A 23,574-nucleotide genomic window follows, 5' to 3' on the forward strand; every position below is an offset into this window, starting at 1 on the left:
CTTGATTGAATGAACGACGGCCTGGCTTCCAGGCACCGCAGAAGGAGCGCCGATGACCCCGACCCCCATGCCCCCACGCGCCACCACCCAGGCCTTCTTCGATCCCGCGACGGGCACGGTGTCCTACGTGGTCTGGGACCATGCGACGAAGCGCGCCGCCGTCATCGACCCGGTGCTCGACTACGACTTCCGCTCCGGCCACACCGACACCGCGTCGGCCGACCGCCTGCTGGCGTACGTGCGCGCGCAGGCGCTGCAGGTCGACTGGGTCCTGGAGACCCACGCGCACGCCGACCACCTCTCGGGCGCGCGCCATGTGCAGTCGCAGGCCGGCGGGCGCATCGCCATCGGCGAGCACATCCGCACCGTGCAGGCCACCTTCCGCAGCCTCTACAACCTGGAACGCGACTTCCTGCCCGACGGCAGCCAGTTCGACCACCTGTTCAAGGACGGCGAGCGCTTTCACATCGGCGAGATCGAGGCGCAGGCCCTGCGCGTGCCCGGCCACACGCCGGCCGACATGGCCTACCTCGTGGACGACGCGGTCTTCGTGGGCGACACGCTCTTCATGCCCGACCTGGGCAGCGCGCGCGCCGACTTTCCGGGCGGCGATGCGCGCGAACTCTACCGCTCGATGCGCCGGCTGCTCGCGCTGCCGCCCGAGACCACGCTGTACGTCTGCCACGACTACCCGCCCGCCACGCGCGAGCCGCGCTGGCAGAGCACGGTGGCGCAGCAGCGCGCCCACAACATCCACGTGCGCGACGGCATCGGCGAAGACGAGTTCGTGCGCATGCGCACCGCGCGCGACGCCACGCTCGAAGTGCCGACGCTGATCCTGCCGTCGATGCAGGTCAACGTGCGCGGCGGCCGCCTGCCGCCGCCCGACGACAACGGCGTGGCCTACCTGCGCATTCCACTGAACACGCTGCCGGGCCACCGCCCGCTTGCCACGCCGGGCTGAGCGCGCAGTGAACTAGCGCCGCCGCTCCACATACGGCCGCGCCTGCAGCAGCACGATCTTGTCGCCCACCGTCGCCCATTCGATGTCCTGGTCGACCGCGTTGAAGGTGCGCTTCACCGCCGCGCCCACGTTGGCGAGCCGCACCACCAGCTCGTCGGTCAGCACGTGGCGGCCCACTTCCACTGGCACTTCCTTCACGCCGCCGTCCTTGTCCAGCTGCAGCGCCGTCTCCTCGGCCGAGCGGCTGAGCACCTGGATGGCTTTCGACCAGCTCGAGTACATCACCTGCTCCGCCACGCGCTTGCCCTCGACCACGCGGATGCCGATGCCGCGCTTGGCCGAGATGTAGGTGACGTGCGGATGCCCCGCGTCGAAGGGGTCGCGCGTGATCATCACGCCGGCGTTGGTCGAGTCGATGGCGGTCTGCACGAACACGCCCATCAGCACCGACTCGGCACCGAAGCCCGCGGCGCTGCGCGCCTCCCAGGCCTCGGGGTTGAACACCGAAGCCCACACTTTCTTCACCGCAAGCTCGAGCGCGTCGCCGGTCTTCACGTTGGGCACCGTCGTGTAGAGCCCCGCGCCGCTGAAGCCCGGCAGGTCTTCCGAGTTGGACGAGCTGCGCACGAACACGCCACCCCCGCCCAGCTGCGCCTGCCACGCCGCGCGCCAGGCCGCCGCGGTGGCGGGCTCGACGGGCCATTGCACGATCTCGTCGCGCAGCTGCGCCAGCGCCTTCAGCCGCACCTGCGGGTCACCCGCGAAGCCGGGCTGCTGCTGCATGCGCGCGATGCGCTCGGCCAGCCCGTTCGATCGCATGAAGCGGTCATAGTGCGCGAACGGAATGCAGAAGCCGTCGGGCACGGTGGTCGAGGGAATGCGCGCGGCCAGCACGGCGCCGAGGTTGGCCGCCTTCGAGCCGCATTGCACGCTGTGGCGCGCACGCAGCGAGGCCAGCGGCAGCAGGCGCGTTTCGCGCAGGTCCGGCTTCGCGGCCTGGCTGCCGGGCAGCGCGCCAGTGGCAGCCGCACGCACCGCGCGCGGCGGCAAGGCGGCGATCTCTTCCGGCGTGAGGCGGCGCAGCTGGTAGCCCGAGGCCGCCACCTTCAGCGCCACCCACTGGCCCGCGTGCGCCTTCAGCACCGTGGCGGCATCGCGCACGTAGGCGTTCGGAATGCCCCAGCCCTTGGCCAGCAGGTTGACGTGCGACAGCGCCGTGGACGGCCGCTCTGTGAGCACGCCGGCCACCGGCGGCAGGTTGATCGGCACCTCGCGCAGCACGGCGATGTCGTCGGGCAGCAGCGCGTTCAGGCCCGAGGCGTCGTTCACGATGCGCACGCGGCCCGTGGCGGTGCCCAGGTTCATCGGCAGGAAGGGCTGCTCGCGGATCAGCGCCTCCTGGCTCACGAAGTCGATGCCGGCCTCCTTCGCGATGCGCTCGTGCAGCGTGGAGTTGGTCTTGAACTTCACCGGCGCAAAGAAGCTGGCCTTCACCTGCGCCTCGGCCTCGCGCAGCAGCGGCACCGTGAGCCGGTCGCCTTCCCAGAACTCGTAGGTGAAGGTGCCGATGTTCTGCTGCCAGCTCAGCGTGCCGAACAAAAAGCGGCGGTCGGGCACGAGGTAGTTGCGGTCGATCTCGCGCTTGATCGTGTTCGGCGTGAGCCGCGTGTCACGCAAAAAGCGCACATGCAGCTGGAAGCGCGGCGTGTCGATGTAGTGCATGCGCGCCGGCTTCGCCTGCCGGTCGATCGCGAACAGCACATGGGCCAGTTGCATCGGCGTGCCGGCGTCGTAGACGCGCGCCAGCGTGTCGAAATCGCCCTGGCTGCGCAGCGCCGGCAACGAGGCGGGCACCGCGGGGCGCGGCACGAGCTGCGCGGCGGGCCCTTCGGGCTGTGGCTGGTTCTGCTGCTGGTAGTACGACGGCTTGCGCGCGAGCTGCGCGCCGGCCGGCGCGACGGCCATCGCGCACAGCGCCAGGACCGGCAGCCAGGCCAGTGTCGTGCCGTCTTTCTTCTGCCTGTTGGAATCGTTCTTCATGGGGCTCCTCCTTCATTGCCGACAAGCGCGGATTCTCGCTGGCGGCTCGCCCCCTTTTTTCGCGCGTCAGCCGCGCTACGTCGCCTGCGTCGACTGCCCGCATTGCGCGCAGAACTTCGCGCCGGGCGCCATCGCCGTGCCGCACTGCCGGCAGGCCGCGGGCAGCATCGGCGTACCGCATTGCTGGCAGAAGCGCGCACCCGCGGCGTTCATCGCGCGGCAGGCCGGGCAGGCACTGCCGCCGGGCGGCGGCGGCGGTGCGTCGCGGCCGTACCCATGGCCGCCTTGCGAACTATGGTGCCCGCCCCCGCCGCCGTGGCGCGCGCCGCCATGTCCACCGAAGAGTCGTTCCAGCATGCCCATGTGTTTCTCCCTTGCGTCGTGCAACAGGCCGGTGGCAACGTCGCCGGTGGCGATGAATTCCCGCGGGCCTGCAGACAGTGGATTCCCTGAAGCAGCTTCAGGGTCAAGCGCCCCCCGACAAAGACCCTCGCGGGCCGCGGTGCTTCACGGCCATGCCCGCGCGCGAAGCGCCGCCATCGCCCCGCCGCTACAGTCGGCCGCAAGGAGCGTCTTTCACATGCAACCATTCGATTTCGACCTCTTCGTCATTGGCGGCGGCAGCGGCGGCGTGCGCGCCGCGCGCATGGCGGCGCAGACCGGCGCGCGCGTCGCGCTGGCCGAGGCCGCCGAGCTCGGCGGCACCTGCGTCAACGTGGGCTGCATCCCGAAGAAGCTCTACAGCTATGCGGCCGGCTATGCCGAGTCGTTCGAGGAAGCCGAAGGCTACGGCTGGAAGCTGCCCGCGGCGCCGCAGTTCGACTGGGCGCATCTCAAGGCCCAGCGCGCGAAGGAGATCGGCCGCCTCAACGGCATCTACGGCTCGCTGCTGAAGAACTCGGGCGTCACGCTCGTCACCGGCTGGGCGCAACTGGTCGATGCGCACACCGTGGAAATCGAAGGCAGGCGCCACACCGCGCGCCACCTGCTGGTGGCCACCGGCGGCACGCCCTTCGTGCCCGACATTCCAGGCCGCGAGCACATCGTGACCTCCGACGCGATGTTCGACCTCGACCCGTTCCCCAAGCGCCTGCTGGTGGTGGGCGGCGGCTACATCGCCTGCGAGTTCGCCTCGATTTTCAACGGCCTGGGCTCCAAGGTGACGCAGCTGCACCGCCGCGCCCACCTGCTCACCGGCTTCGACGACGACGTGCGCCAGTTTCTGGCCAACGAGATGGGCAAGGCCGGCGTCGACGTGCGGCTGAACTGCGAGGCCTCGTCCATCGCGCGCGGCCCCGACGGCCTCGTGGTCACGCTCGCGCGCGGCCAGCAGATCGAGGCCGACACCGTGCTCTTCGCCACCGGCCGCGTGCCCAACACGCAGGGCCTCGGCCTCGAGGCCGCGGGCGTGAAGCTCGACGCCAAGGGCGCCATCGCGGTCGATGCGCACTACCGCACCTCGGTGCCGTCGATCTATGCGGTGGGCGACGTTTCGACCCGCGTGCAGCTCACGCCCGTGGCGCTGGCCGAGGCGATGGTGGTGGTCGATGCGCTGTTCGGCAAAGGCAAGCGCGGCATGGACTACGAGTTCATTCCCACCGCCGTCTTCACCCACCCCAACATCGGCACCTGCGGCTACAGCGAGATCGACGCGCGCGCGAAGTTCGGCGAAGTGACCGTGTTCTCCAGCGAGTTCAAGTCGCTGCGCCACACCCTCTCGGGCCGCAGCGAGCGCACCTTCATGAAGCTCGTGGTCGACAAGAAGAGCGACCGCGTCGTGGGCCTGCACATGGTGGGCGCGGACGCGGGCGAGGTGGTGCAGGGCTTTGCGGTGGCGATGCGCGCGGGCGCGACGAAGGCGCTGTTCGACAGCACCATCGGCATCCATCCCACCGCCGCCGAAGAGTTCGTGACGATGCGCGAGCCGATGCCGGGATAAAGGCTCACCCCCAGTCTTCGCGCACTTCGTGTCGCTTCGCCAACCCCCTACCGGGGGCAACACCAGCGGCCCGGCAAAGCCGGTTCCGCGGTGTTCCGCGCGAAGACGTCATCAACGAGGCTGTTGTTTTCCTTCCAGCAGCTTCACCATCACGAACAACACCCGGTTCGCCGGCGTCGGCACGCCCAGCGCCTCGCCGCGCCGCACGACCAGCCCGTTGAGGTGGTCGATCTCGCTGCGCTTGCCGCGTGCGAGGTCCTGCGCGGTCGACGAATACTGCGAGGGCATCGACTGCGCGATGCCGCGCACCGCCGCGTCGACGTCGCCCGGAATCACCACGCCCTCGGCCTTCGCCACCGCGAGGCATTCGGCGACCACGTCGCGGATCACGTCCGTCACGCCGGTGCCCTGCACGAGCTCGCCATACGGCAGCTGCGACACGGCCGACAGCGCGTTGTAGGCGCAGTTGAGCACCAGCTTGGCCCACAGCGCGCCGCGCACGTTGTCGGAAATCTGCGTGGGCACGCCGGCGGCGATCAGTGCCTGCGCGACCTCGTCGCTGCGGCGCGAGGGTGCGATCACCAGCTCGCCGCGGCCGTGGTGCTTCACATGGCCCGGCCCCGCCATCTCGGTCGCCACGTAGACCACGGCGGCGGCCACGTCGTGCGACGGCAGTGCCGCGCGCACGCGCGCGTCGTTGTCGACGCCGTTCTGCAGCGTGAGCACCAGCGCGCCGGGCGCGAGGTGCGGCCCGATCTGCGCGGCGGCCGATTCGGTGTCGGTGGACTTCACGCAGAACAGCACCAGGTCGGCGCCCTGCACAGCGCCGGCCTCGGTGCTGGCCTCGAGGCGCACCTGTTCATCAAAGGCCTTCGTCTCAAGCCGCAGACCGTTCGCGCGCACCGCCTCCACATGCGAAGGCCGGCCGATCAGCACGACTTCGTGGCCCGCGCGCGCCAGCATGGCGCCGTAGTAACAGCCGACCGCGCCGGCACCCATGACTGCGACTTTCATCGATTCGATTCCTTGGTTGTTCCGGTGGCAGAGCGTAGCGAAGACGGCCGCTTCATGCCTCGGTCTCCACGCCGCGCGACTTCTGCCCTTCGTCCATGATCCATTCGCGAAACGCCGCGAAGGCCGGCAGGTCGAGGCGGTCGGGCCGATAGCACAGGTAGTGGCCCTGGTCCACGCGCACCGGCGTGCCGCAGGGGCTCAGCAGCGCGCCTTCGGCCAGCTCTTCCTGCACCAGCAGTTTCGGCACGAGGCCGATGCCCAGCCCGTTGAGCGCCGCCTGGATCAGCGCCGAGTACTGCGCGAAGCGCGGGCCGGCCACGGTCTGCACCTCGGGCACGCCGTGCTGCGCGGCCCACTGGCGCCAGGCGGTGGGTGCGCCCTCGTGGTGCAGCAAGGTGTGGCCGACGATGTCGATGGGCTGCACGATGCGGTGGCGCCCCTCGACCAGCGCGCGCGCGACGATCAGCACGAACTCGCGCCCCGCGATGTATTCGGACACCACGCCGGGCCAGCCGTCGGGGCCGTAGCGGATGGCGGCATCGACGCCGGCCGGGATGCCGTCGCTGGGCTCCAGGTGGCGGCTGAAGCTCAGCATCACGTGGCGGCTCTTCTGGCTGAAGGCCGGCAGGCGCGGAATGAGCCATTTGGTGAGAAAGGTGGGCACGCTGGCCAGCGTGAGCAGGCCGGCACCGGCATCGCCCGAACGCGCCTCGAAGGTCGCGGTCTCGATGGCGCGCAGGCCGCCCGAGATCTTCTGCCAGTACACGCGCCCCTGCGGCGTGAGCTGCACGCCGCGGCCGTTCTTCTGCAGCAGCTCGCGGCCGAGGAAAGCCTCGAGCCCCGCGATCTGCTTGCTGACGGCGCTCACGGTGATGCACAGCGCACCGGCCGCGAGCGTGATGCTCTGCTGGCGCGCCACGGCGTCGAAGGCCAGCAGTTCCTGGATGGTGGGGCAGTCGCGTTTCATGCCTGGCTCCGGTTGATGAAAGTCGTGTGAAAAACACTTGCCGATTGCTCAAGTGTCGTCATCCAACTTTCACCCATAAGTGTGCATCTGCTTCCTAGAATTCGCTGGAACGCGGCAATCCGCCGTGGGCAAAAAGTAGAGCATCCGGAAAGTATGCCGGGTGCGCAAGACCTTCGGAGACACCCCCTTGATTCGCGGCATCTCGCTCGTCTACGGCCTGTACCTGCTGCTGCCCATCGCCCTGCTGGCGATCGGCAGCTTCGGCGGCAACTGGACCAACACGCTGCTGCCCACGGGCGTCACCGGGCAGTGGTATGTCGACCTGTGGCTGGACACCTCGTTCCGCAAGGCCTTCGTGAGCAGCCTCGTGGTGGCGATGGCGGCCTGCGCGATCAACACGGTGCTGGCGCTGCCGCTGGCCTATGCGCTGTACCACGGCGCGCGGCGCGGCAGCAGCATCGCGGCGCGCATCGTGAGCGCCACGCCGGTCGCGGTGCCGACCATCACGCTGGCCTTCGGCTACATGATCGTGTTCAACACCGACCTCGCGCCGTGGCTGGGCTCGATGCCGCTGCTGATCGCGGCGCACGCGATCCTCACGCTGCCCTACCTCACGAACACGCTGCTCACCGACCTGCGCCACCTGGACCTCGGGCGGCTCGAGCAGGCGGCCGCGACGCTCGGCGCCTCGGGCTGGCAGCAGTTCACCGGCATCGTGCTGCCCAGCCTGCGCCAGAGCCTGATCAGCGGGCTGGTGATGGTGGCGGCCATTTCGGTGGGCGAGTTCGGGTTGTCGAACCTGCTCACGAGCTTCCAGAACCGCACCTACCCGGTGGTGCTGCTGCAGGCCTTCTACGGCGCGACGGGCTTTGCCTGCGCGGCGACCGTCATCCTTCTCGTGCTGGCGAGCGCGTCGGCCCTTCTTTCTTCCTCCCTCGTGAAGCAGCGCGCGTAATTCCCATGAGCCTCCTCCTCGATTCCGTCAGCTACAACTACCCCGGCAGCACGCACGGCCTGCACGACGTGTCGCTCGACGTGCGCACGGGCGAGCTCGTGGCGGTGATCGGGCCCAGCGGCTCGGGCAAGTCGACGCTGCTCAAGCTGGTGGCGGGGCTGGAGACCGGCCACACGGGCCGGATCGTGCTCGGCGGCGACGACATGTCGCGCACGCCGGTGCACCAGCGGCACATCGGCATGGTGTTCCAGAGCTATGCGCTGTTTCCGCACCTGAGCGTGCTCGACAACGTGGCCTACGGGCTCAAGCTGCGCAAGGTGGACACGGCCCCGCGCCGCCAGCGCGCGCAGGAGCTGCTCGAGATCGTCGGGCTGGGCGACTACGCGCAGCGCGCCGTGGCGCAGCTCTCGGGCGGCCAGCAGCAGCGCGTGGCGCTGGCCCGTGCGCTCGCCATCGATCCGCGCGCGTTGCTGCTCGACGAACCGCTGTCGGCACTCGACGCCAGCGTGCGCGGCCATCTGCGCGACCAGATCCGCGCGATCCAGCAGCGCTTCAACGCGACCACGCTGCTGGTCACGCACGACCAGGAAGAAGCGCTGGTGATGGCCGACCGCGTGGCCATGCTCAAGGACGGCCGCCTGCTGCAGATCGCCACGCCGCGCGAGATCTACGAGCACCCCGCGAGCCGCGCGGTGGCGGAGTTCGTCGGGCTCTCGACCATCCTGCCCGCCAAGGTGGCCTCGCCGGGCCGGCTCGACATGGGCTTTGCCGAACTCTTCGCCGAGACCGGCAACCGGCCCTTCGGCACGCCGGTGCATGTGCTGGTGCGGCCCGAACACATCCAGCCCGACCCGACGCCCGACAGCGTGAACCGCCTGGCCGGCCGCACCGGCGCGCAGCGCTACCTGGGCGCGCTCACGCGCTACGACTTCGACGTGGCGGGTGCCGGAAAGCCCTTCCTCGCCGAGTCGGCCGCACCGGCGGCCGAAGCGATCGCCATCGCCCCCGAACACCTTCGCCTGCTCGACCACTGACCTTTTCCTTCCAAGGAGCCCTCCATGCAACGCAGACATCTGATCCAGGCCGCCGGCGCACTGCCCGTGCTGTCATTGGCCCGCACCGCTTTTGCCTTCGACGGCCCCGAGCTCTACGCGGGCGAGAAGGCGCTGTACGCCGAAGCGCAGAAGGAAGGCCTGTGCGTCTCCTTCGACACCGGCCCCGAATGGGCCAACTGGAAGTCGCTGTTCCGCGACTTCAAGAAGCGCTACCCCGAGATCGAGCTGACCTACAACGACATCGGCTCGGCCGCGACCGTCGTCGCGCTCGAGAAGACCAAGCGCCGCCCGCAAGCCGACACCGCCTACTACTTCGCCGCCTCGGCCGTCGACGCCGCGAAGAAGGATGTGGTCGCGCCCTTCAAGCCCGTCAACTTCGACAAGCTGCCCGCCGTGTTCCGCGAGGCCGAGGGCCGCTGGTTCACCATCCACACGCTCAACATCGCCTTCCTCGTGAACAAGAAGCTGGTGAAGAACGTGCCCACCGGCTGGGCCGACCTGCTCAAGCCCGAGTTCAAGAGCACGGTGGTCTACCTCGACCCGCGCTCCACCGGCATCGGCCAGGTGCTGACCTTTGCCGCGGCCTACGCCAACGGCGGCAGCGTCGACAACGTGCAGCCCGGCACCGACTACCTGGGCAAGCTGCATGCGGCCGGCAACGTGCTGCGCGTGGAAGGCACCACGCCGTATGCCAAGTTTTTGAAGGGCGAGATCCCGGTGTGGATCAGCTACGAGAACGACGGCCTCAAGGCCAAGCATGTCGATGGCATGGGCGATGCGGTCGAGGTCGTGATTCCGAAGGAAGCCAGCGTGGCCGCGCCCTACGCCATCAGCCTGGTGAAGAACGGCCCGAACCCCAACGCCGGCAAGCTGTGGCTCAACTTCATCATGAGCGAGGCGGGCCAGTCGCTGTTCGCGCAGGGCTTCGTGCGCCCTGCCGTGCCGGGCACGCCGCTCTCGGCCGATGTCGCGGCCAAGATGCCGGCCGCGCCGCAGATCAAGCCCCTCGACGTGGTGAAGGCCTCAGAGCGCAAGGCCGAGGTCGACAAGCTCTGGGCGCAGGCCGCGCTGGGCAAGTAAGAGGCCGTGATGCGACGCTTTGGCGCCTGGCCCGCCTGGGCCTTCATGGCGCTGTTCTTCGCGGTGCCGCTGGCGGCGCTGCTGCCCGAGGCCTTCGGCGAGGGCGGCAGTGCCTTCGGGCGGCTGTTCGGCAACCCGCTGTTCTTCGGCGCGCTGCGCAACACGCTGGGCCTGGGTCTGGCGGCGGGCGCGATCTCGGCGCTGGTGGGCACCTGCATCGCCATCGAACTGGCGCGCCAGCCCGAAGGCCGGCGCCAATGGATGATGACGCTGCTGGGCCTGCCGCTCGCGTTCTCGGGGCTGGTGATCGCCTACGGCTTCATCCTGGCCTTCGGCCGCGCGGGCTTCGTGACGCAGCTGCTCGCGGGGCTGGGCGCCGACCCGGCCGTGATCGGCAGCTGGATCTACAGCGTGTCGGGCCTGGGGCTGGCCTATGCCTACTACCTGATCCCGCGCGTGGCGCTGTCGCTGTACCCCGTGTTCGCCAACCTCGACCTGCGCCCGGCGCAGGCGGCGCGCACGCTGGGCGCCTCGAAGGCGCGCGCCTTCCGGGACACGGTGCTGCCCGAGGTGCTGCCCTCGGTGCTGTCGAACGCCTGCATGGTGGCCGCGATTGCCATGGGCACCTACGGCACGGCGCTGGCGCTGGTGGGCACGCAGCTGAACATCCTGCCGCTGATGCTGCTCGCGCAGGTGGGCGACGGCGGGTCCGATTTCGCGGTGGCGGCGGCCCTGTCGCTGGTGCTGATGGTGGTGTGTGTGGTCGTGATGGGAGTGGGCGATGTCTTTACACGAAGGCGCGAGCGCGGTGCTGTCGGCGCCGGTCACTGAGGCGCTGACGCGCCTGGCGCAACGGCAGTGGGGGCCGCAGCGCCACCGCCAGCCGGTGGCGATGCTCGGCCCGGGCGACGGCGGCCCGGCCGAATGCGAGGCCGCCTACGCGGTGGCGCATGCGCTGGCCGGCGCGGGCATGGCGGTGGTCTGCGGCGGGCGCGGCGGCGTGATGGCCGCGGCCTCGCGCGGCGCGGTGGAAGCCGGCGGCATCGCCGTGGGCATCCTGCCCGAGGACGACGACCGCCACGCCAACGAATGGCTCAGCGTGGCCATTCCCACCGGCATGGGCGAGATGCGCAATGGCATCATCGCGCGCAGCGGCGTGTGCCTGGTCGCCATCGGCGGCAACATGGGCACGCTGTCGGAGATGGCGATGGGCCTGAAATGGGGCAAGCCGGTGTTCGTGATGCACGGCGACGTCGCCCTGCCCGGCGCGGTGCAGGCCACGGACGTGGACGACATGCTGGCCAAGGTGCTGGCCTGCCTTTTGGACTGATCGTCTGGCCTCCCCATCGACACGGGCGCATTGCACAATGACGGCATGCCCTACATGCCCACCTTCGTCGCTCCCGCCCGCTTCACCGACGCCGCCGAGGCGCTCGACCAGGTCAAAGCCATCTACCAGGGCGGCCTGGCCCACCTGCGCGAATCGATGCTGCGCTTTGTCGCCGGCGAAGCGCTGCCGGGCCGGGTGCGGGCCTGCTACCCGTTCGTGCGGGTGCACACGCACACCGTCTCGCGCCACACGCCGCCGGCCAACGCCGGCCTGAGCTACGGCTTCGTGGCCGGCCCCGGCCGCTACGAGACCACGCTGACGCGGCCCGACCTGTTCTCGCGCTACTACCTCGACCAGTTCCGCCTGCTGCTGGAAAACCACCAGGTCGAGATCGAGGTGGGCACCAGCACGCAACCCATTCCGATCCACTTCTCGTTCGCCGAGAACGACCACATCGAAGGCACCATGAGCGCCGAGCGCCGCGCCCTCATGCGCGACGTGTTCGACCTGCCCGACCTGGGCGCCATGGACGACGGCATTGCCAACGGCACCTTCGAGGCGCTGCCCGGCGAGCCGCAGCCGCTGTCGCTGTTCACGGCGGCGCGCGTCGACTACTCGCTGCACCGCCTGCGCCACTACACGGGCACGGCGCCCGAGTGGTTCCAGAACTTCGTGCTGTTCACCAACTACCAGTTCTACATCGACGAGTTCGTGCGCCTGGGCCACGAGGCCATGGCCGACGAGAACAGCGAATACATCGCCTTCATCGAGCCCGGCAACGTGATCACGCGCCGGCGCGGGCTGGCCGCGGGCCACAGCGACACCTTCGCCCACCTGCTGGACGGCAGCCAGGGCACCGCGCCGCCGCGCCTGCCGCAGATGCCGGCCTACCACCTGGTGCGCGAGGACTACAGCGGCATCACCATGACCAACATCGGCGTCGGCCCGGCCAACGCCAAGACCATCACCGACCACATCGCCGTGCTGCGCCCGCACGCCTGGATGATGCTGGGCCACTGCGCCGGCCTGCGCAACACGCAGCAGCTGGGCGACTACGTGCTGGCCCACGCCTATGTGCGCGAGGACCACGTGCTCGACGAGGAACTGCCGCTGTGGGTGCCGATTCCGGCGCTGTCGGAGATCCAGCTGGCGCTCGAACAGGCGGTGGCCGACGTCACGAAGTGCGAAGGCCCCGACCTGAAGAAGATCATGCGCACCGGCACCGTGGCCAGCACCGACAACCGCAACTGGGAACTGCTGCCCGGCAACCAGCCGCAGCGCCGCTTCAGCCAGAGCCGCGCCGTGGCGCTGGACATGGAAAGCGCCACCATCGCGGCCAACGGCTTCCGCTTCCGGGTGCCCTACGGCACGCTGCTGTGCGTGAGCGACAAGCCGCTGCACGGCGAGATCAAGCTGCCCGGCATGGCCAACCACTTCTACCGCGAGCGCGTGGAACAGCACCTGCGCATCGGCATGCGCGCCATCGAGATCCTGCGCGAGGAAGGCACGACCCGGCTGCACAGCCGCAAGCTGCGAAGCTTCGCGGAAGTGGCTTTCCAGTAGGCTCCGACGCGTTTCGTTTGCTTTTCCTTTGCTTTCCCCTCAGGGTTTCTCCCTGTGAGGGCGAGGGTGTGATGGCCATGTTTCGCGGACATCATTGGCTGTCACGTACACAACTGGAAACACGATGCGCCCGTCTTCGCTGCCTGCCGCCGCCCTTCCCCTGTCCCGCCGCCGTTTCGGCACCTGGCTGGCAGCCTCGGCCGCTGCCGCCGGTGCGGGCCAGGCCGCGCTGTGGGCCGGCAACGCCCGCGCGGCCGATGCGCCGCTGAGCAGCAAGCTGCGCATCGTCATTCCCGCCAACGAAGGCGGCGGCTGGGACCAGACCGGCCGCGCCCTCGGCGCCGCCCTGCTGGCCTCGGGCGCCGTGGGCAACGTCACCTACGAGAACATCGGTGGCAAGGGCGGCACCATCGGGCTGGCCAAGTACGTCGAGAAGTACGACGCCGACCCCGAGGCGCTGCTGGTCAGCGGCATGGTGATGGTCGGCGCGGTGGCGCTGCAGAAGCCCGCCGTCACGCTGGCACACGTGTCGCCCGTGGCACGCCTGACCAGCGACTACGAGGTGGTCGCCGTCAAGGCCGACTCGCCCATCAAGACCCCCAAGGACCTCATTGCCCAGCTGCGCGCCGATGCCGCCAACACGGTCATCGCGGGCGGCTCGGCCGGCGGCGTGGACCACATGTTCGCCGGCATGCTGGCGCGCGTGGCCGGCGCCTCGGCGTCGCTGAACTACCAGCCGCACCCGGGCGGCGCGCAGGTGGTCGAAGCGCTCGACACGGGCAAGGCGGCGGTCGGCATCTCGGGCTACAGCGAGTTCGCCGAGAACATCGCCAACGGCAAGCTGCGCGCCATCGGCGTGTCGTCCAAGCACCCGTTCCAGGGCATTTCGTCGGTGCGCCAGCAGGGCGTGGACGCCGACCTGGCCAACTGGCGCGGCGTGATGACCGGCAAGAAGGTCCCGCCCTACCGCCGCGGCCAGCTGCTCGACGCCGTGCAGCGCGCCACCACGCACGACCTCTGGCAGAAGACCATCAAGCGCAACAACTGGGACCCGTACTGGATGGCGGGCAAGGACTTCGAGAGCTTTCTCGAGCTCGACATTGCGATGGCTGGCCCGCTGATCTATCTGCTCAAGCTGAAAGCCTGAGCCTCGGGCCCGTGTGAGGGACCTTTCCTTCGCGATGCCTTCGCCTGGTCAGCACAGCCACCAGCGGCTGCAGTTCGTGGCAATGCGGAATATCCGCTTCGGTGAGATGCCGCCATTGGCGATGTACTCATAGGATGTCGCACCCTTGGCACCTTCCGCATTGAGCAGGGCCAGGAACTTGGTTTCGTCGCTGCCGCCCGTCGCATCATCGACCGCGTAGTAGTAGTAACTCGTCGACGCGTTGTTCACCTTGACGTAGTAAGGGGTACCGCCGTTGAGGAAGAAGGGGATGAAGCCCTTGAGCCCCATCGCGTTGAGCTGGTCCAGCCGCTCCTGCAACGAAGACACACGGGGGGCCGGCGATTCGTAGGTGCAGACATCGCTGGCACCCTCCTGCCGCATCATGCGCGTCTCGAACACACCGCTCGCCAACCGGCAATAGCCTTGCGCACCCGCCGCGTTCAGGCGGCTCAGCGAGCCGCTGACGTCGGCGTCGATGGCGACCTTCATGTACCCATAGGTCGCCGTTTCCGCCGTGGGCTTTCCGTAGAGGGATCGCAGCGTGCCCTCACCGATGACCATGAACAACGCCATCGAGACGAAGCTGGCCGCGGAGTGGCCGTTGGGGGCCACCACCGTGTCCATCGACCAGAGGTAGGCATCGGTCGACGAAGCCCTGGCAAAGATGCCATTGCCTGTGTCGGGATAGAACGAGCCGGTGTAGTAGTAGCCAGCGAACGCCGGGCTGTTCAGCTGGTCCAGCACCAGCCCCCGGAAGCGCGGATCGAAGGGACTGATCTTGTCCTCGACCTTGCCCAGCTTGTAGGTGTAGGTGGTGACCGGGCCGGGCTGAGGACCGGTGATGGGCGCAGGGTCCGTGCCGGGTTGCGTGACAGGCCCGGCGGGAGGCGCCGCTTCCGTTCCGGGGTTTGCGCCCGGATCGCCGCCCGCACCGGATGCCGGCACTGCCGCCCCTGGCGGCATGGCGAGTCCGACGAGTCCACCCCCACTACCTCCGCCGCCGCCTCCACCGCCACATGCGCCTAGAACCACGCAGCACACGGCTGCCCACCACTTGGTTGCCACAGTTCCATCCTCCCGATTTGGTGCAGGATCATAAGTGGGCTGCGGCCCATCCGGTTTGGAGTTTTCCCGGTCAGGACACCGAGCTTCTTCGTGTGTCTCCGGCAGTCAGTTGAACAACTCCGGCATCTCCCGCTGCGCCTTCGGCGTCAGCGTGAGCGCGCGTCCGTCGAGCTCTTGCCGCACCCAACCGCGCCGCAGCGACAGCTGCAGCCACGCGGCGCCGAGCGCGCCGCCCAGGTGCGGGCGGCGTTCGCTCCAGTCGAGGCAGGCGCAGGCGAAGCGGCGGCGCGAACGGCGCACGGCGTCGACCTCGACGCCCAGGCTCTCCAGCGCGATGGCGCCGTCGGGCGTGAGTTCGTACGAGCCGCTCGCAAGGCCGCTGAGCCAGCCCTGTGCATGCAGCCGGTCGTGCAGCGCGACGCCCGCGGTGCCGGCCATGTGGTCGTAGCAGGTGCGGGCGCTGCGCAGGCGGCTCGGGGTGTTGGGCTGGAAGGCGGCGGCCGTGGGGCGCGGCGCGCCGGCCACCACCATGAGGCTTTCGAGCGCGGCGGCCACGTCGTCGCTGGCCAGGCGGAAGTAGCGATGCTTGCCTTGCACGAGCACCTCGACCAGCCGCTCTTCTTTCAGTCGCGCGAGGTGCGCACTCGCGGTCGAGGCGGCCACCTCGGCCACGGTGGCGAGCTCGGTCGCGGTGCGGGCGTGGCCGTCCATCAGGCAGTTCAGCATGCGGGCACGCGCCGGCTCGGCGATGGCGCCGGCGAGGCGGGCGAGCTGGAAGTCGGAAGCGGTGGTGTCGTCCATGCGGGCATCCTAAGGCGGCGCCGCATCCCACACTTCGTTCGCGGCCGAAGTGTGCCGGCGGCGGCGAACGCACACTGCGCGCCATGACTACCGCCACGCTCACCCACCCCGCCGACCCGGTCGCCGCCGCCACGCATGCCGACCCGTACCCCTACTACGCCACGCTGCGCGACGGCCCGGCGCTCGCGTGGCACGACGGCTTGCGCGTGTGGGTCGCAAGCCGCGCCGATGTCGTCATGCAGGTGCTGCAGGCCCACGGGGCGCTGCGTGTGCGCCCCGCCGCCGAGCCCGTGCCGCGCGCGATCGTGGGCAGCCCGGCGGGCGAGGTGTTCGGCCACCTCGTGCGCATGAACGACGGCCCCGCGCACCAGGCGCACCGGCCGGCCTTGCAGCGCGCGCTGGCCGGCCTCGACCTGCACGCGGCGCATGCCGCCGCGCTCGACGTGGCGCAGCAGCTGCCTGCGCAGGCGCCGCTGTCCGAGGCGCTGTTCTCGCTGCCCGTGCGGGCGATGGCGCACCTGCTCGGCTTCGACGACGCGACGTTGCCGCAGGTGGACCGCTGGATGTGCGACTTCGTCGCCTGCCTCTCCCCGCTGTCGAACGCCGACCAGCTGCAGGCGGCGAGCGTGGCGGCCGACGCGCTGATGAACCGCTTCGAAACCCTGAGCGCGAACGCCTCGCCGCGCGACGGCACGCTGCTGGCGGCAGTGCTGACCGAAAGCGCGGCGAGCGCGCCGCTCTCGCGCGCGCTGCTGGCGAACCTCGTGGGCCTGCTCTCGCAGACCTGCGACGCCACGGCGGGCCTGCTGGGCAACAGCCTCATCGCGCTGGTGCGCGAGCCCGCGCTGCGCCCGCTGGCGCGCACGCGCGACGGGCTGCTCGCCATCGTCGAAGAGACGGCGCGCCACGATCCGTCGGTGCAGAACACGCGCCGCTTCGCGATCGAGCCCGTCGAGATCGCCGGCACCTCGCTGGCGGCGGGCGATGCGGTGCTGGTGCTGCTGGCCTCGGCGCACCGCGATCCGGCGTTCAACCCCGAGCCCGACCGCTTCATGCCGGTGCGCGCGCAGCGCCGCGTGCTTGGCTTCGGCCATGGCCTGCATGCGTGCCCTGGGCAGGCGCTGGCCTGCACGCTGGCTGCGGCGGGCCTCGAAGCACTGCTGCGCCAACGAAGCGCACCCGATCTCGATGCGCTCAGTTGGCACTATCGACCGTCAGTCAACGGGCGCATTCCCGTCTTCGACTAGTCAGTGCGCGGCCCAGCGCCCCGTGCCCGCCAGGTGCGGCGACAACGCGGCCTCGCCCCAGCGCAGCGGCAGCGCGGCCGGACGGCGCAGCGCGCGCGTGACGTGAAAGCGCATCAGCCGCTCCGCGCCCTCGAACGCCGCCACCTCGGGGCCGTCCGTGACGATCTCCGCCGTGGCGCTCAGGTGCAGCAGCTCGCCGGTGTCGAAATCGACGAACAGCAGGCCCGCGCGCGGATGCGTCTGCAGGTTGCCGAGCGTGTTGAAGAAGCGGTTGCCGTTGAAGTCGGGCACCGTGAGCACGCCGCCCGCATCGACGCGCACGAAGCCCGGCCGACCGCCGCGGTGCGACACGTCGACGCCGTGCGAGCGCGCATCGGCCGCGTCGCCCTCCGCCACCGCGTCGGGGTACGCCGTGGCGATGAACAGCGTGTCGGCCGCGCCAATGAGTCGTTCGGCCGCGAGGTCGAGCGTGTCGAGCCACTGCACGGCGGGCTCGTTGGCCGGCGGTGCGGCGAACACCGGCTCGCGCGCCTGGATGTAGCGCGGGCAGTTGCCGAAGCTCTGCTGCACCTCGACCATGAAGCCCGCCGCGTCGAGCGCCTCGACCGTGCCGTTCATGCGGTTGCGCCGCCGCGTGTGCGGCTGGATGCCCAGCAGCCCGAGCGTTGCGCCAGGTGCGAGTTGGCCCGCGAGCGGATCGCCGGCGCCCGGCAGCGCATCGATGCGCAGGTGGGTCGCGTCGGGCGAGTGCGCGAAGCCGGCGGGCGCGGCGAGCATGCTGGCCCACGGCTGCAGCTCGGCATCAAGGCTGCCGACCACGAGGAACGGCAGCAGCGCGAAGAACTCGCGGTGCTGGTCAGGCATGTAGTCGCGGATCACGCGCGGGCCCGCCACCTCCATCTGCTCGCGCGAGCCCACGAGCGACTGCAGCGCGCGCTCGCCGGCGTGGAAGGGCGCGGCGATCATGACGCCACCGCCAGGCCTACTGACGAACGCACCATCGGCACGAACCCCGGCAAGGCTTCCACGCGCGCCAGCCAGGCGCGCAGCTGTGGATAGGCGTCGAGCGACACGCTGCCTTCGGGCGCATGGGCGACGTAGGCGTAGTTCGCGATGTCGGCCAGCGTGGCCGACGGGCCCGCGAGGAAGGGCTGTTCGGACAGGCAGGTTTCCATCACCGAGAGCAGCGCGTGCGAGCGCTTGACGGTCTCGGTGCGGTCGGCGTCCACGCCGAACAGCACCATGATGCGCGCCGCCGCCGGGCCGTAGGCCAGCGGGCCCGCCGCCACCGAGAACCAGCGCTGCACGCGCGCCGCGCCCACCGGGTCGCGCGGCATCCAGCGCGCCGGGTCGGGGGCGTAGCGTTCGTTGAGGTACACGAGGATGGCGTTGGAGTCGGCCAGCGTGACCTCGCCGTCCTCGATCACCGGCACCTGGCCGAAGGGGTTGCGCGCCAGGAACTCCGGCGTGCGGTGCTCGCGCTGGCGCAGGTTGAGCTCGACGATCTCGAAGGGCAGGCCCAGCACCGAGAGGAAGAAGCGCACGCGGTGCACGTGGCCCGAGATGGCGCTGCCGAAGAGCTGGATGGGCTGGGCGGGCTGACGGGTGTTGGTGCTGTTCTCGGTCATGAAGAGTCCTTCGGGTGGGTATGGCCTCGATTCTTCTCTCTTCCACCAAATGAATGAATAGCCTTTACCGGATTTGACTGCTGCGTTTTCCGGTTTAATCGCGCCATGGATCGCTTCAAAGCCATGCAGACCTTCGTGCAGATTGCCGACCAGGGCAGCCTGACCCGCGCCGCCGAGGCGCTCGGCAGTTCGCTGCCCGCCGTGGTGCGCGCGCTCGCCGCGCTCGAGGCGCACCTGGGCGTGCGCCTGTTCCACCGCACCACGCGGCGCCTGTCGCTCACCGAGGAGGGCCGCCACTACCTGCCGAGCGCGCGCGAGGTGCTGCTCGCGGCCGACGCCGCCGACCAGGCGCTGAAGGCCGAGGCGCGCGAGCCCGCGGGGCAGCTGGTCATCACCGCGCCGGTGCTGTTCGGCCACATGTACGTGGCGCCGGCCATCGTGCGCTTCATGCAGCGCCACGAGAAGGTGCGCTGCAGCGTGCGGCTGCACGACCGCACGGTGAACCTGCTCGAAGAAGGCATCGATGTCGGCATCCGCATCAGCCCGCTCGAAGACTCGTCGCTGGTGGCGCAGACGCTGGGCACCATCCGCCGCGTGGTGGCGGCCAGCCCCGCCTTCCTGGCGCAGCACGGCGTGCCGCGCCATCCGCGCGACCTGGCGGGTGCGCCCTGCGTGCGCGGGCGCATCGATGCACCGCCGCAATGGGCGTTCCGCGACGGCGGCAAGACCGTGCACGTCACGCCCGACAACCGCCTGGAGTTCAACCACCTCGCACCCGCCATCGAGGCCTGCGCCGCGGGCATGGGCTTCGGTACCTTCTTCTCCTACCAGGTGCTGCCGCACGTGGCGCAGGGTCGGCTGCAACTGGTGCTCGAAGACTACGAGCCCGCGCCCCGCCCCGTGAGCGTGATCTACCCGAATGCGCGGCTGCTGCCGGCGCGCACGCGGGCCTTCATCGACTGGATGAAAAGCGAGTTCAGCGGCTTGCGCATGTAGCTGCTGCGCCAATCGGCCGGCTGCGTCAGAATGGCCGCGTGCCATCCCACACCACCCCCTCCTCGCCTTCCGCTTCGTCTTCTTCCCCGTTGTTCCAGGTCCGTGGGCTGCGCAAGCGCTACGGCGAGACCACGGTCGTCGACGACCTCTCGTTCGAGATCGCGCCCGGCGAGTGCCTGGGCGTGATCGGGCCGAACGGCGCGGGCAAGACCACCACCATCCGCATGTGCCTGGGCCTCACCGCGCCCGACGGCGGCAGCATCGACGCGCTGGGCCTGCAGATGCCGCGCGACGCGCTGGCCATCAAGGCACAGCTGGGCGTGGTGTCGCAGTTCGACACCCTCGACCCCGACTTCAGCTGCGCCGAGAACCTCGTGGTGTACGGCCGCTACTTCGGTTTCAGCAAGGCGCATGTGCGTGCGCGCGTGCCGCAGCTGCTGGAGTTCGCCGCGCTCTCGCACAAGGCCGACGCCAAGCCCGGCGAGCTGTCGGGCGGCATGCGCCGGCGCCTGTCGCTGGCGCGTGCGCTGGTGAACGACCCCAAGTTGCTGCTGCTCGACGAGCCCACCACCGGGCTCGACCCGCAGGCGCGGCACCTGATGTGGGAACGGCTGCAGGTGCTGTTGCAGCAGGGCAAGTCGATCCTGTTGACCACGCACTTCATGGACGAGGCGGAGCGCCTGTGTTCGCGGCTGCTGGTGCTCGACCATGGCCGCAAGATCGCCGAGGGCCGGCCGCGCGACCTCATTGCCGAGCACCTGGAGCCTGATGTGGTCGAGGTGTATGGCAACGGGGCGCTGTCGCTGGCCGGGTCGGCCGAGCTGCAGGCGCTGGCTGCGCGCGTGGAAGTGAGCGGTGAGACCGTGTTCTTCTACACGCAGGATGCGCGGCGCCTGCTCGACGCGCTGACGCAGCACGGCGGGCTGCGCACCTTTCATCGGCCGGCCAATCTGGAGGATCTTTTCCTCAAGCTCACCGGTCGGCAGATTCGCCAGGATGGCTAGGCCTTCTTTCTATGAACACAACCACTGCTTCTTCTGCTGCTGTTTCTCCCGAGGCACCTGTGCCGCCTTCACCCTCTGTGTGGCGTGCGCCTGAACTGTCGATGCGATGGTGGCCGGTGTTTTTGCGCAACCTGCTGGTGTGGCGCAAGCTTGCTTTACCTAGCCTGATCGGGAACATCGCGGAGCCGCTGATCTGGCTGGTGGCGTTTGGCTACGGGATGGGCGCTCTCGTTGGGCAGGTGACCGTGGACGGCACGCAGGTGCCGTACATCCTGTTCCTGGCGAGTGGGTCGATCTGCATGAGCGCGATGAATGCGGCGAGCTTCGAGGCGCTGTATTCGGCGTTTTCCCGGATGCATGTGCAGAAGACGTGGGACGGGATCATGAATGCGCCGGTGGGGCTGGATGACATCGTGCTTGCGGAGATGCTGTGGGCGGCGTTCAAGTCGATTTTTACTGTGACTGCGATCTTGTTTGTGATGCTTGGGCTTGGGATCAGTCACAGCCCCAAGTTGATCGTGGCCTGGATGGTGTTGATTGGGTGTGGGATCACGTTTTCTTCTGTGGCGTTGATCTTCAATGCGTTGGCTAAGGGGTATGACTTTTTTACCTATTACTTCACGCTGTTCATGACGCCGATGATGTTTTTGAGTGGGGTGTTTTTTCCGCTGGAGCAGTTGCCTTCTGTGGTGCGTTCTGTGGCTGCCTGGTTGCCTTTGACCAATGCTGTGGCTTTGGTGCGGCCGCTGTTTATGGATCGGTGGCCTGAGGGGTGGTGGGTGCATACGGGTGTGTTGGTTTTGTATGCGGTCGTTGCTTTTTGGATTGCGTTGGCTTTGACTCGGAAGCGGTTTCGGGGGTGATTCCTGGGGCGTGGGTCTTGTTCTTTCCCGGGGCCGGGTCTCGGCCCGGCGGCCGACCTACTTTTCTTTGCTTCGCCAAAGAAACGTAGGCAAAAGAAAGGCGACCCTGCTGTCTGCGTCCCTCCGCTTCGCTACGGGCAACCTGCGGTGCTCACGTTTCGCGGGGTCTCGCCCAAACTCGCTTCGCTCAAACAAGGGCGAGCCCTGATCCGCGAAACGCTGCGCTCCTCGGCGCATACAGAAGGGATTGGGGAACCTCTCGGGCCATCGCTTCGCTCGGCCTGAGGGCCGCAGCAGGCGCTTCGCGCCTGCTGCGGCGGGGATTGGTCGTGGCGTTGGTCGTTGCGTGAGCCGCTGGCGTGTGCGCTCATGCAGATGTTCCTGCGAGCACCAGCGCCGGCATGAGTGCGAGCACAGTCGTTGCATCCGGCTGTTGGAGGTTCCCGGGCCGAGCGAAGCGACGGCCCGCCCGGTATCCAAGCCCCTCTGGCTGCGCCGAGGAGCGCAGCGTTTCGCGGATCAGGGCTCGCAGCTGTTTGAGCGAAGCGAGTTCTGCGAGACCCCGCGAAACGTGAGCACCGCAGGTTGCCCGCAGCGAAGCGGAGGGTCGCAGACAGTGGGGTCGCCTTTCTTTTGCCTACTTTTCTTTGGCGAAGCAAAGAAAAGTAGGTCGCCTGCCGGGGCGAGACCCGGCCTCGGGAAGCAAAACGACCACCATCCCAAGTCACCCAAAACAACTACATTGCACACAATTCAATTGCGAACTACAATTCCCCCATGCCAACGAAACCCAACACAGACGACCTTCTCAAGCTAGACAACCAGCTCTGCTTCGCCGTCTACTCCGCCTCCTTGGCAATGACCCGCCTCTACAAGCCGTTGCTAGAAAAGCTCCAGCTCACCTACCCTCAATACTTGGTGATGCTCGCCCTCTGGGAGCAAGACGGCCCCACCGTCTCCGCCCTCGGCGAACGTCTCTCTTTAGATTCCGGCACCCTCACCCCGCTCCTCAAGCGCCTCGAAGCCAACGGCTACGTAGCCCGAGTCCGCGACGTCGCGGACGAGCGTCGCGTCCACATCACGCTCACCACCGCAGGCCGCAAGCTCAAGTCCCGTGCCGCCAACGTCCCCGAGTGCCTCATGGCCGCCGCCGAATGCTCCGTCCCCGAGCTGATCGCCCTCACGCAGCAGATCCAGACCCTGCGCGACCGCATCCGCAAAGCCGCCTGACACACAACCCATCCAGAGTTCTCCCCGGCTTCGTGAGAAGAAGCCCTTTCATCACCACTCCCCTGACCAAAGGAAATCACCATGACCACCAAGCTCGACAAAGTTCTCTACACCGCAGAAGCCCACACTGTCGGCGGCCGTGACGGCGCCGGCAAGTCCAGCGACGGCGCCATCGACGTCAAGCTGAGCTCGCCCGGCTCGGGCAAGCCCGGCACCAACCCCGAACAGCTGTTCGCGGTCGGCTACGCCGCCTGCTTCATCGGCGCCATGAAGGCCGTCGGCCCGAAGATCAGCGTCAAGGTGCCGGAAGACGTCGCCATCGACTCGAAGGTGTCCCTCGGCCCGACGAACGGCGGCTCGGCCTACGGCATCTCGGTGCAACTGGCGATCACGCTGCCCGGCCTGGACGACGCACAGAAGAAGCTGCTGGTCGACACCGCCCACCAGGTCTGCCCGTACTCGAACGCCACCCGCGGCAACATCGACGTGGAACTGACCATCGTCTGATCCCGCTCTGACGGCTTCACGAAAAAGCGCCCCGGCCCCAAGCCCGGGCGCTTTTTTCATGTCTGTCTCACGGGTGACGCCAAAACGAATGCCGTGGTAGCGCCTTTCACCAAGCTTGGCTAACGTGGCCGCACGTCCCGCCCACCCGTCTTCAACAC

Annotated in this window: 23 protein-coding genes; 15 read left to right on the forward strand and 8 right to left on the reverse strand. The window is 68.9% G+C overall.

The window, feature by feature from the left end:
* Positions 1-52: 52 nt before the first annotated feature.
* On the forward strand, positions 53-964 hold the full coding sequence (locus AC07Q9_RS29595; protein WP_495312737.1) for an MBL fold metallo-hydrolase: 912 nt from the start codon (positions 53-55) through the stop codon (positions 962-964).
* Between the two features lie 12 nt (positions 965-976).
* On the opposite strand, the gene AC07Q9_RS29600 is transcribed toward AC07Q9_RS29595, so the two are convergent.
* Together AC07Q9_RS29600 and AC07Q9_RS29605 are read right to left on the reverse strand one after the other, a co-directional pair.
* On the reverse strand, positions 977-2,929 hold the full coding sequence (locus tag AC07Q9_RS29600) for a PEP/pyruvate-binding domain-containing protein (RefSeq protein ID WP_495312792.1): 1,953 nt from the start codon (positions 2,927-2,929) through the stop codon (positions 977-979).
* A 150-nt stretch (positions 2,930-3,079) separates the two neighbouring features.
* Positions 3,080-3,361, reverse strand: coding sequence for a double zinc ribbon domain-containing protein (locus tag AC07Q9_RS29605; protein ID WP_495312738.1), 282 nt, complete (start codon positions 3,359-3,361; stop codon positions 3,080-3,082).
* Positions 3,362-3,584: 223 nt separating this feature from the next.
* On the opposite strand from AC07Q9_RS29605, the gene gorA reads away from it, so the two are divergent.
* Positions 3,585-4,943, forward strand: a complete 1,359-nt coding sequence (gene gorA, locus AC07Q9_RS29610) for a glutathione-disulfide reductase (RefSeq protein WP_495312739.1) — start codon at positions 3,585-3,587, stop codon at positions 4,941-4,943.
* 111 nt (positions 4,944-5,054) lie between these two features.
* On the opposite strand, the gene AC07Q9_RS29615 is transcribed toward gorA, so the two are convergent.
* Together AC07Q9_RS29615 and AC07Q9_RS29620 are read right to left on the reverse strand one after the other, a co-directional pair.
* Positions 5,055-5,957 carry a ketopantoate reductase family protein gene (locus tag AC07Q9_RS29615; protein ID WP_495312740.1) on the reverse strand — a complete coding sequence of 301 codons (903 nt, stop codon included), beginning with the start codon at positions 5,955-5,957 and terminating at the stop codon, positions 5,055-5,057.
* 52 nt (positions 5,958-6,009) lie between these two features.
* Positions 6,010-6,924, reverse strand: a complete 915-nt coding sequence (locus tag AC07Q9_RS29620) for a LysR substrate-binding domain-containing protein (RefSeq protein WP_070061858.1) — start codon at positions 6,922-6,924, stop codon at positions 6,010-6,012.
* 187 nt (positions 6,925-7,111) lie between these two features.
* On the opposite strand from AC07Q9_RS29620, the gene AC07Q9_RS29625 reads away from it, so the two are divergent.
* From AC07Q9_RS29625 to AC07Q9_RS29655, 7 genes are all read left to right on the forward strand, one after another.
* The gene (locus AC07Q9_RS29625; protein WP_070061918.1) at positions 7,112-7,879 is read left to right on the forward strand and encodes an ABC transporter permease; all 768 of its coding nucleotides are present in this window, start codon (positions 7,112-7,114) and stop codon (positions 7,877-7,879) included.
* A 5-nt stretch (positions 7,880-7,884) separates the two neighbouring features.
* Positions 7,885-8,913 carry an ABC transporter ATP-binding protein gene (locus AC07Q9_RS29630; protein WP_495312741.1) on the forward strand — a complete coding sequence of 343 codons (1,029 nt, stop codon included), beginning with the start codon at positions 7,885-7,887 and terminating at the stop codon, positions 8,911-8,913.
* Between the two features lie 24 nt (positions 8,914-8,937).
* Positions 8,938-10,014 carry an extracellular solute-binding protein gene (locus AC07Q9_RS29635; RefSeq protein ID WP_062481407.1) on the forward strand — a complete coding sequence of 359 codons (1,077 nt, stop codon included), beginning with the start codon at positions 8,938-8,940 and terminating at the stop codon, positions 10,012-10,014.
* Positions 10,015-10,023: 9 nt separating this feature from the next.
* Positions 10,024-10,845 (forward strand): ABC transporter permease, encoded by an 822-nt coding sequence (locus tag AC07Q9_RS29640; protein ID WP_095747076.1) that lies wholly within the window; start codon positions 10,024-10,026, stop codon positions 10,843-10,845.
* Positions 10,796-11,344 (forward strand): TIGR00725 family protein, encoded by a 549-nt coding sequence (locus tag AC07Q9_RS29645; RefSeq protein ID WP_062481403.1) that lies wholly within the window; start codon positions 10,796-10,798, stop codon positions 11,342-11,344. Before AC07Q9_RS29640 ends, AC07Q9_RS29645 begins: the two co-directional genes overlap by 50 nt.
* Before the next feature lie 45 nt (positions 11,345-11,389).
* Positions 11,390-12,907, forward strand: coding sequence for an AMP nucleosidase (locus tag AC07Q9_RS29650; protein ID WP_489061101.1), 1,518 nt, complete (start codon positions 11,390-11,392; stop codon positions 12,905-12,907).
* Positions 12,908-13,031: 124 nt separating this feature from the next.
* Entirely contained in the window at positions 13,032-14,054 is a 1,023-nt protein-coding gene (locus tag AC07Q9_RS29655) for a Bug family tripartite tricarboxylate transporter substrate binding protein (protein ID WP_492683664.1), read from the forward strand.
* A 48-nt stretch (positions 14,055-14,102) separates the two neighbouring features.
* On the opposite strand, the gene AC07Q9_RS29660 is transcribed toward AC07Q9_RS29655, so the two are convergent.
* Complete coding sequence (locus AC07Q9_RS29660) at positions 14,103-15,038, reverse strand: hypothetical protein (protein WP_495312742.1); 936 nt, start codon at positions 15,036-15,038, stop codon at positions 14,103-14,105.
* Positions 15,039-15,245: 207 nt separating this feature from the next.
* A complete protein-coding gene (locus tag AC07Q9_RS29665) occupies positions 15,246-15,941 on the reverse strand; it encodes an ArsR/SmtB family transcription factor (protein WP_495312743.1) in 696 nt (231 codons plus the stop codon).
* A gap of 83 nt (positions 15,942-16,024) precedes the next feature.
* Here AC07Q9_RS29665 and AC07Q9_RS29670 point away from each other — a divergent pair, with 83 nt between their 5' ends.
* Positions 16,025-17,188 carry a cytochrome P450 gene (locus AC07Q9_RS29670; protein WP_495312744.1) on the forward strand — a complete coding sequence of 388 codons (1,164 nt, stop codon included), beginning with the start codon at positions 16,025-16,027 and terminating at the stop codon, positions 17,186-17,188.
* Here the strand turns inward: AC07Q9_RS29670 and AC07Q9_RS29675 are convergent, their stop codons facing one another.
* Both AC07Q9_RS29675 and AC07Q9_RS29680 read right to left on the reverse strand, forming a co-directional pair.
* Entirely contained in the window at positions 17,189-18,154 is a 966-nt protein-coding gene (locus AC07Q9_RS29675; protein WP_495312745.1) for a flavin-nucleotide-binding protein, read from the reverse strand.
* Positions 18,151-18,816, reverse strand: coding sequence for a glutathione S-transferase family protein (locus tag AC07Q9_RS29680; RefSeq protein WP_495312746.1), 666 nt, complete (start codon positions 18,814-18,816; stop codon positions 18,151-18,153). Before AC07Q9_RS29680 ends, AC07Q9_RS29675 begins: the two co-directional genes overlap by 4 nt.
* 105 nt (positions 18,817-18,921) lie before the next feature.
* Here AC07Q9_RS29680 and AC07Q9_RS29685 point away from each other — a divergent pair, with 105 nt between their 5' ends.
* The 5 genes from AC07Q9_RS29685 to AC07Q9_RS29705 all read left to right on the forward strand — a co-directional run bounded on the left by AC07Q9_RS29685 (position 18,922) and on the right by AC07Q9_RS29705 (position 23,416).
* Positions 18,922-19,812 (forward strand): LysR family transcriptional regulator, encoded by an 891-nt coding sequence (locus tag AC07Q9_RS29685; protein ID WP_495312747.1) that lies wholly within the window; start codon positions 18,922-18,924, stop codon positions 19,810-19,812.
* Positions 19,813-19,850: 38 nt separating this feature from the next.
* Complete coding sequence (locus AC07Q9_RS29690; RefSeq protein ID WP_495312748.1) at positions 19,851-20,816, forward strand: ATP-binding cassette domain-containing protein; 966 nt, start codon at positions 19,851-19,853, stop codon at positions 20,814-20,816.
* Positions 20,817-20,827: 11 nt separating this feature from the next.
* Positions 20,828-21,679, forward strand: coding sequence for an ABC transporter permease (locus AC07Q9_RS29695; RefSeq protein ID WP_495312749.1), 852 nt, complete (start codon positions 20,828-20,830; stop codon positions 21,677-21,679).
* Positions 21,680-22,456: 777 nt separating this feature from the next.
* Positions 22,457-22,909, forward strand: coding sequence for a MarR family winged helix-turn-helix transcriptional regulator (locus AC07Q9_RS29700; RefSeq protein ID WP_095950280.1), 453 nt, complete (start codon positions 22,457-22,459; stop codon positions 22,907-22,909).
* 81 nt (positions 22,910-22,990) lie between these two features.
* Entirely contained in the window at positions 22,991-23,416 is a 426-nt protein-coding gene (locus tag AC07Q9_RS29705; RefSeq protein ID WP_495312750.1) for an organic hydroperoxide resistance protein, read from the forward strand.
* The last annotated feature ends 158 nt before the right edge of the window (positions 23,417-23,574 follow it).

It is taken from the genome of Variovorax sp. GW821-FHT09A10 (genome assembly GCF_059418385.1).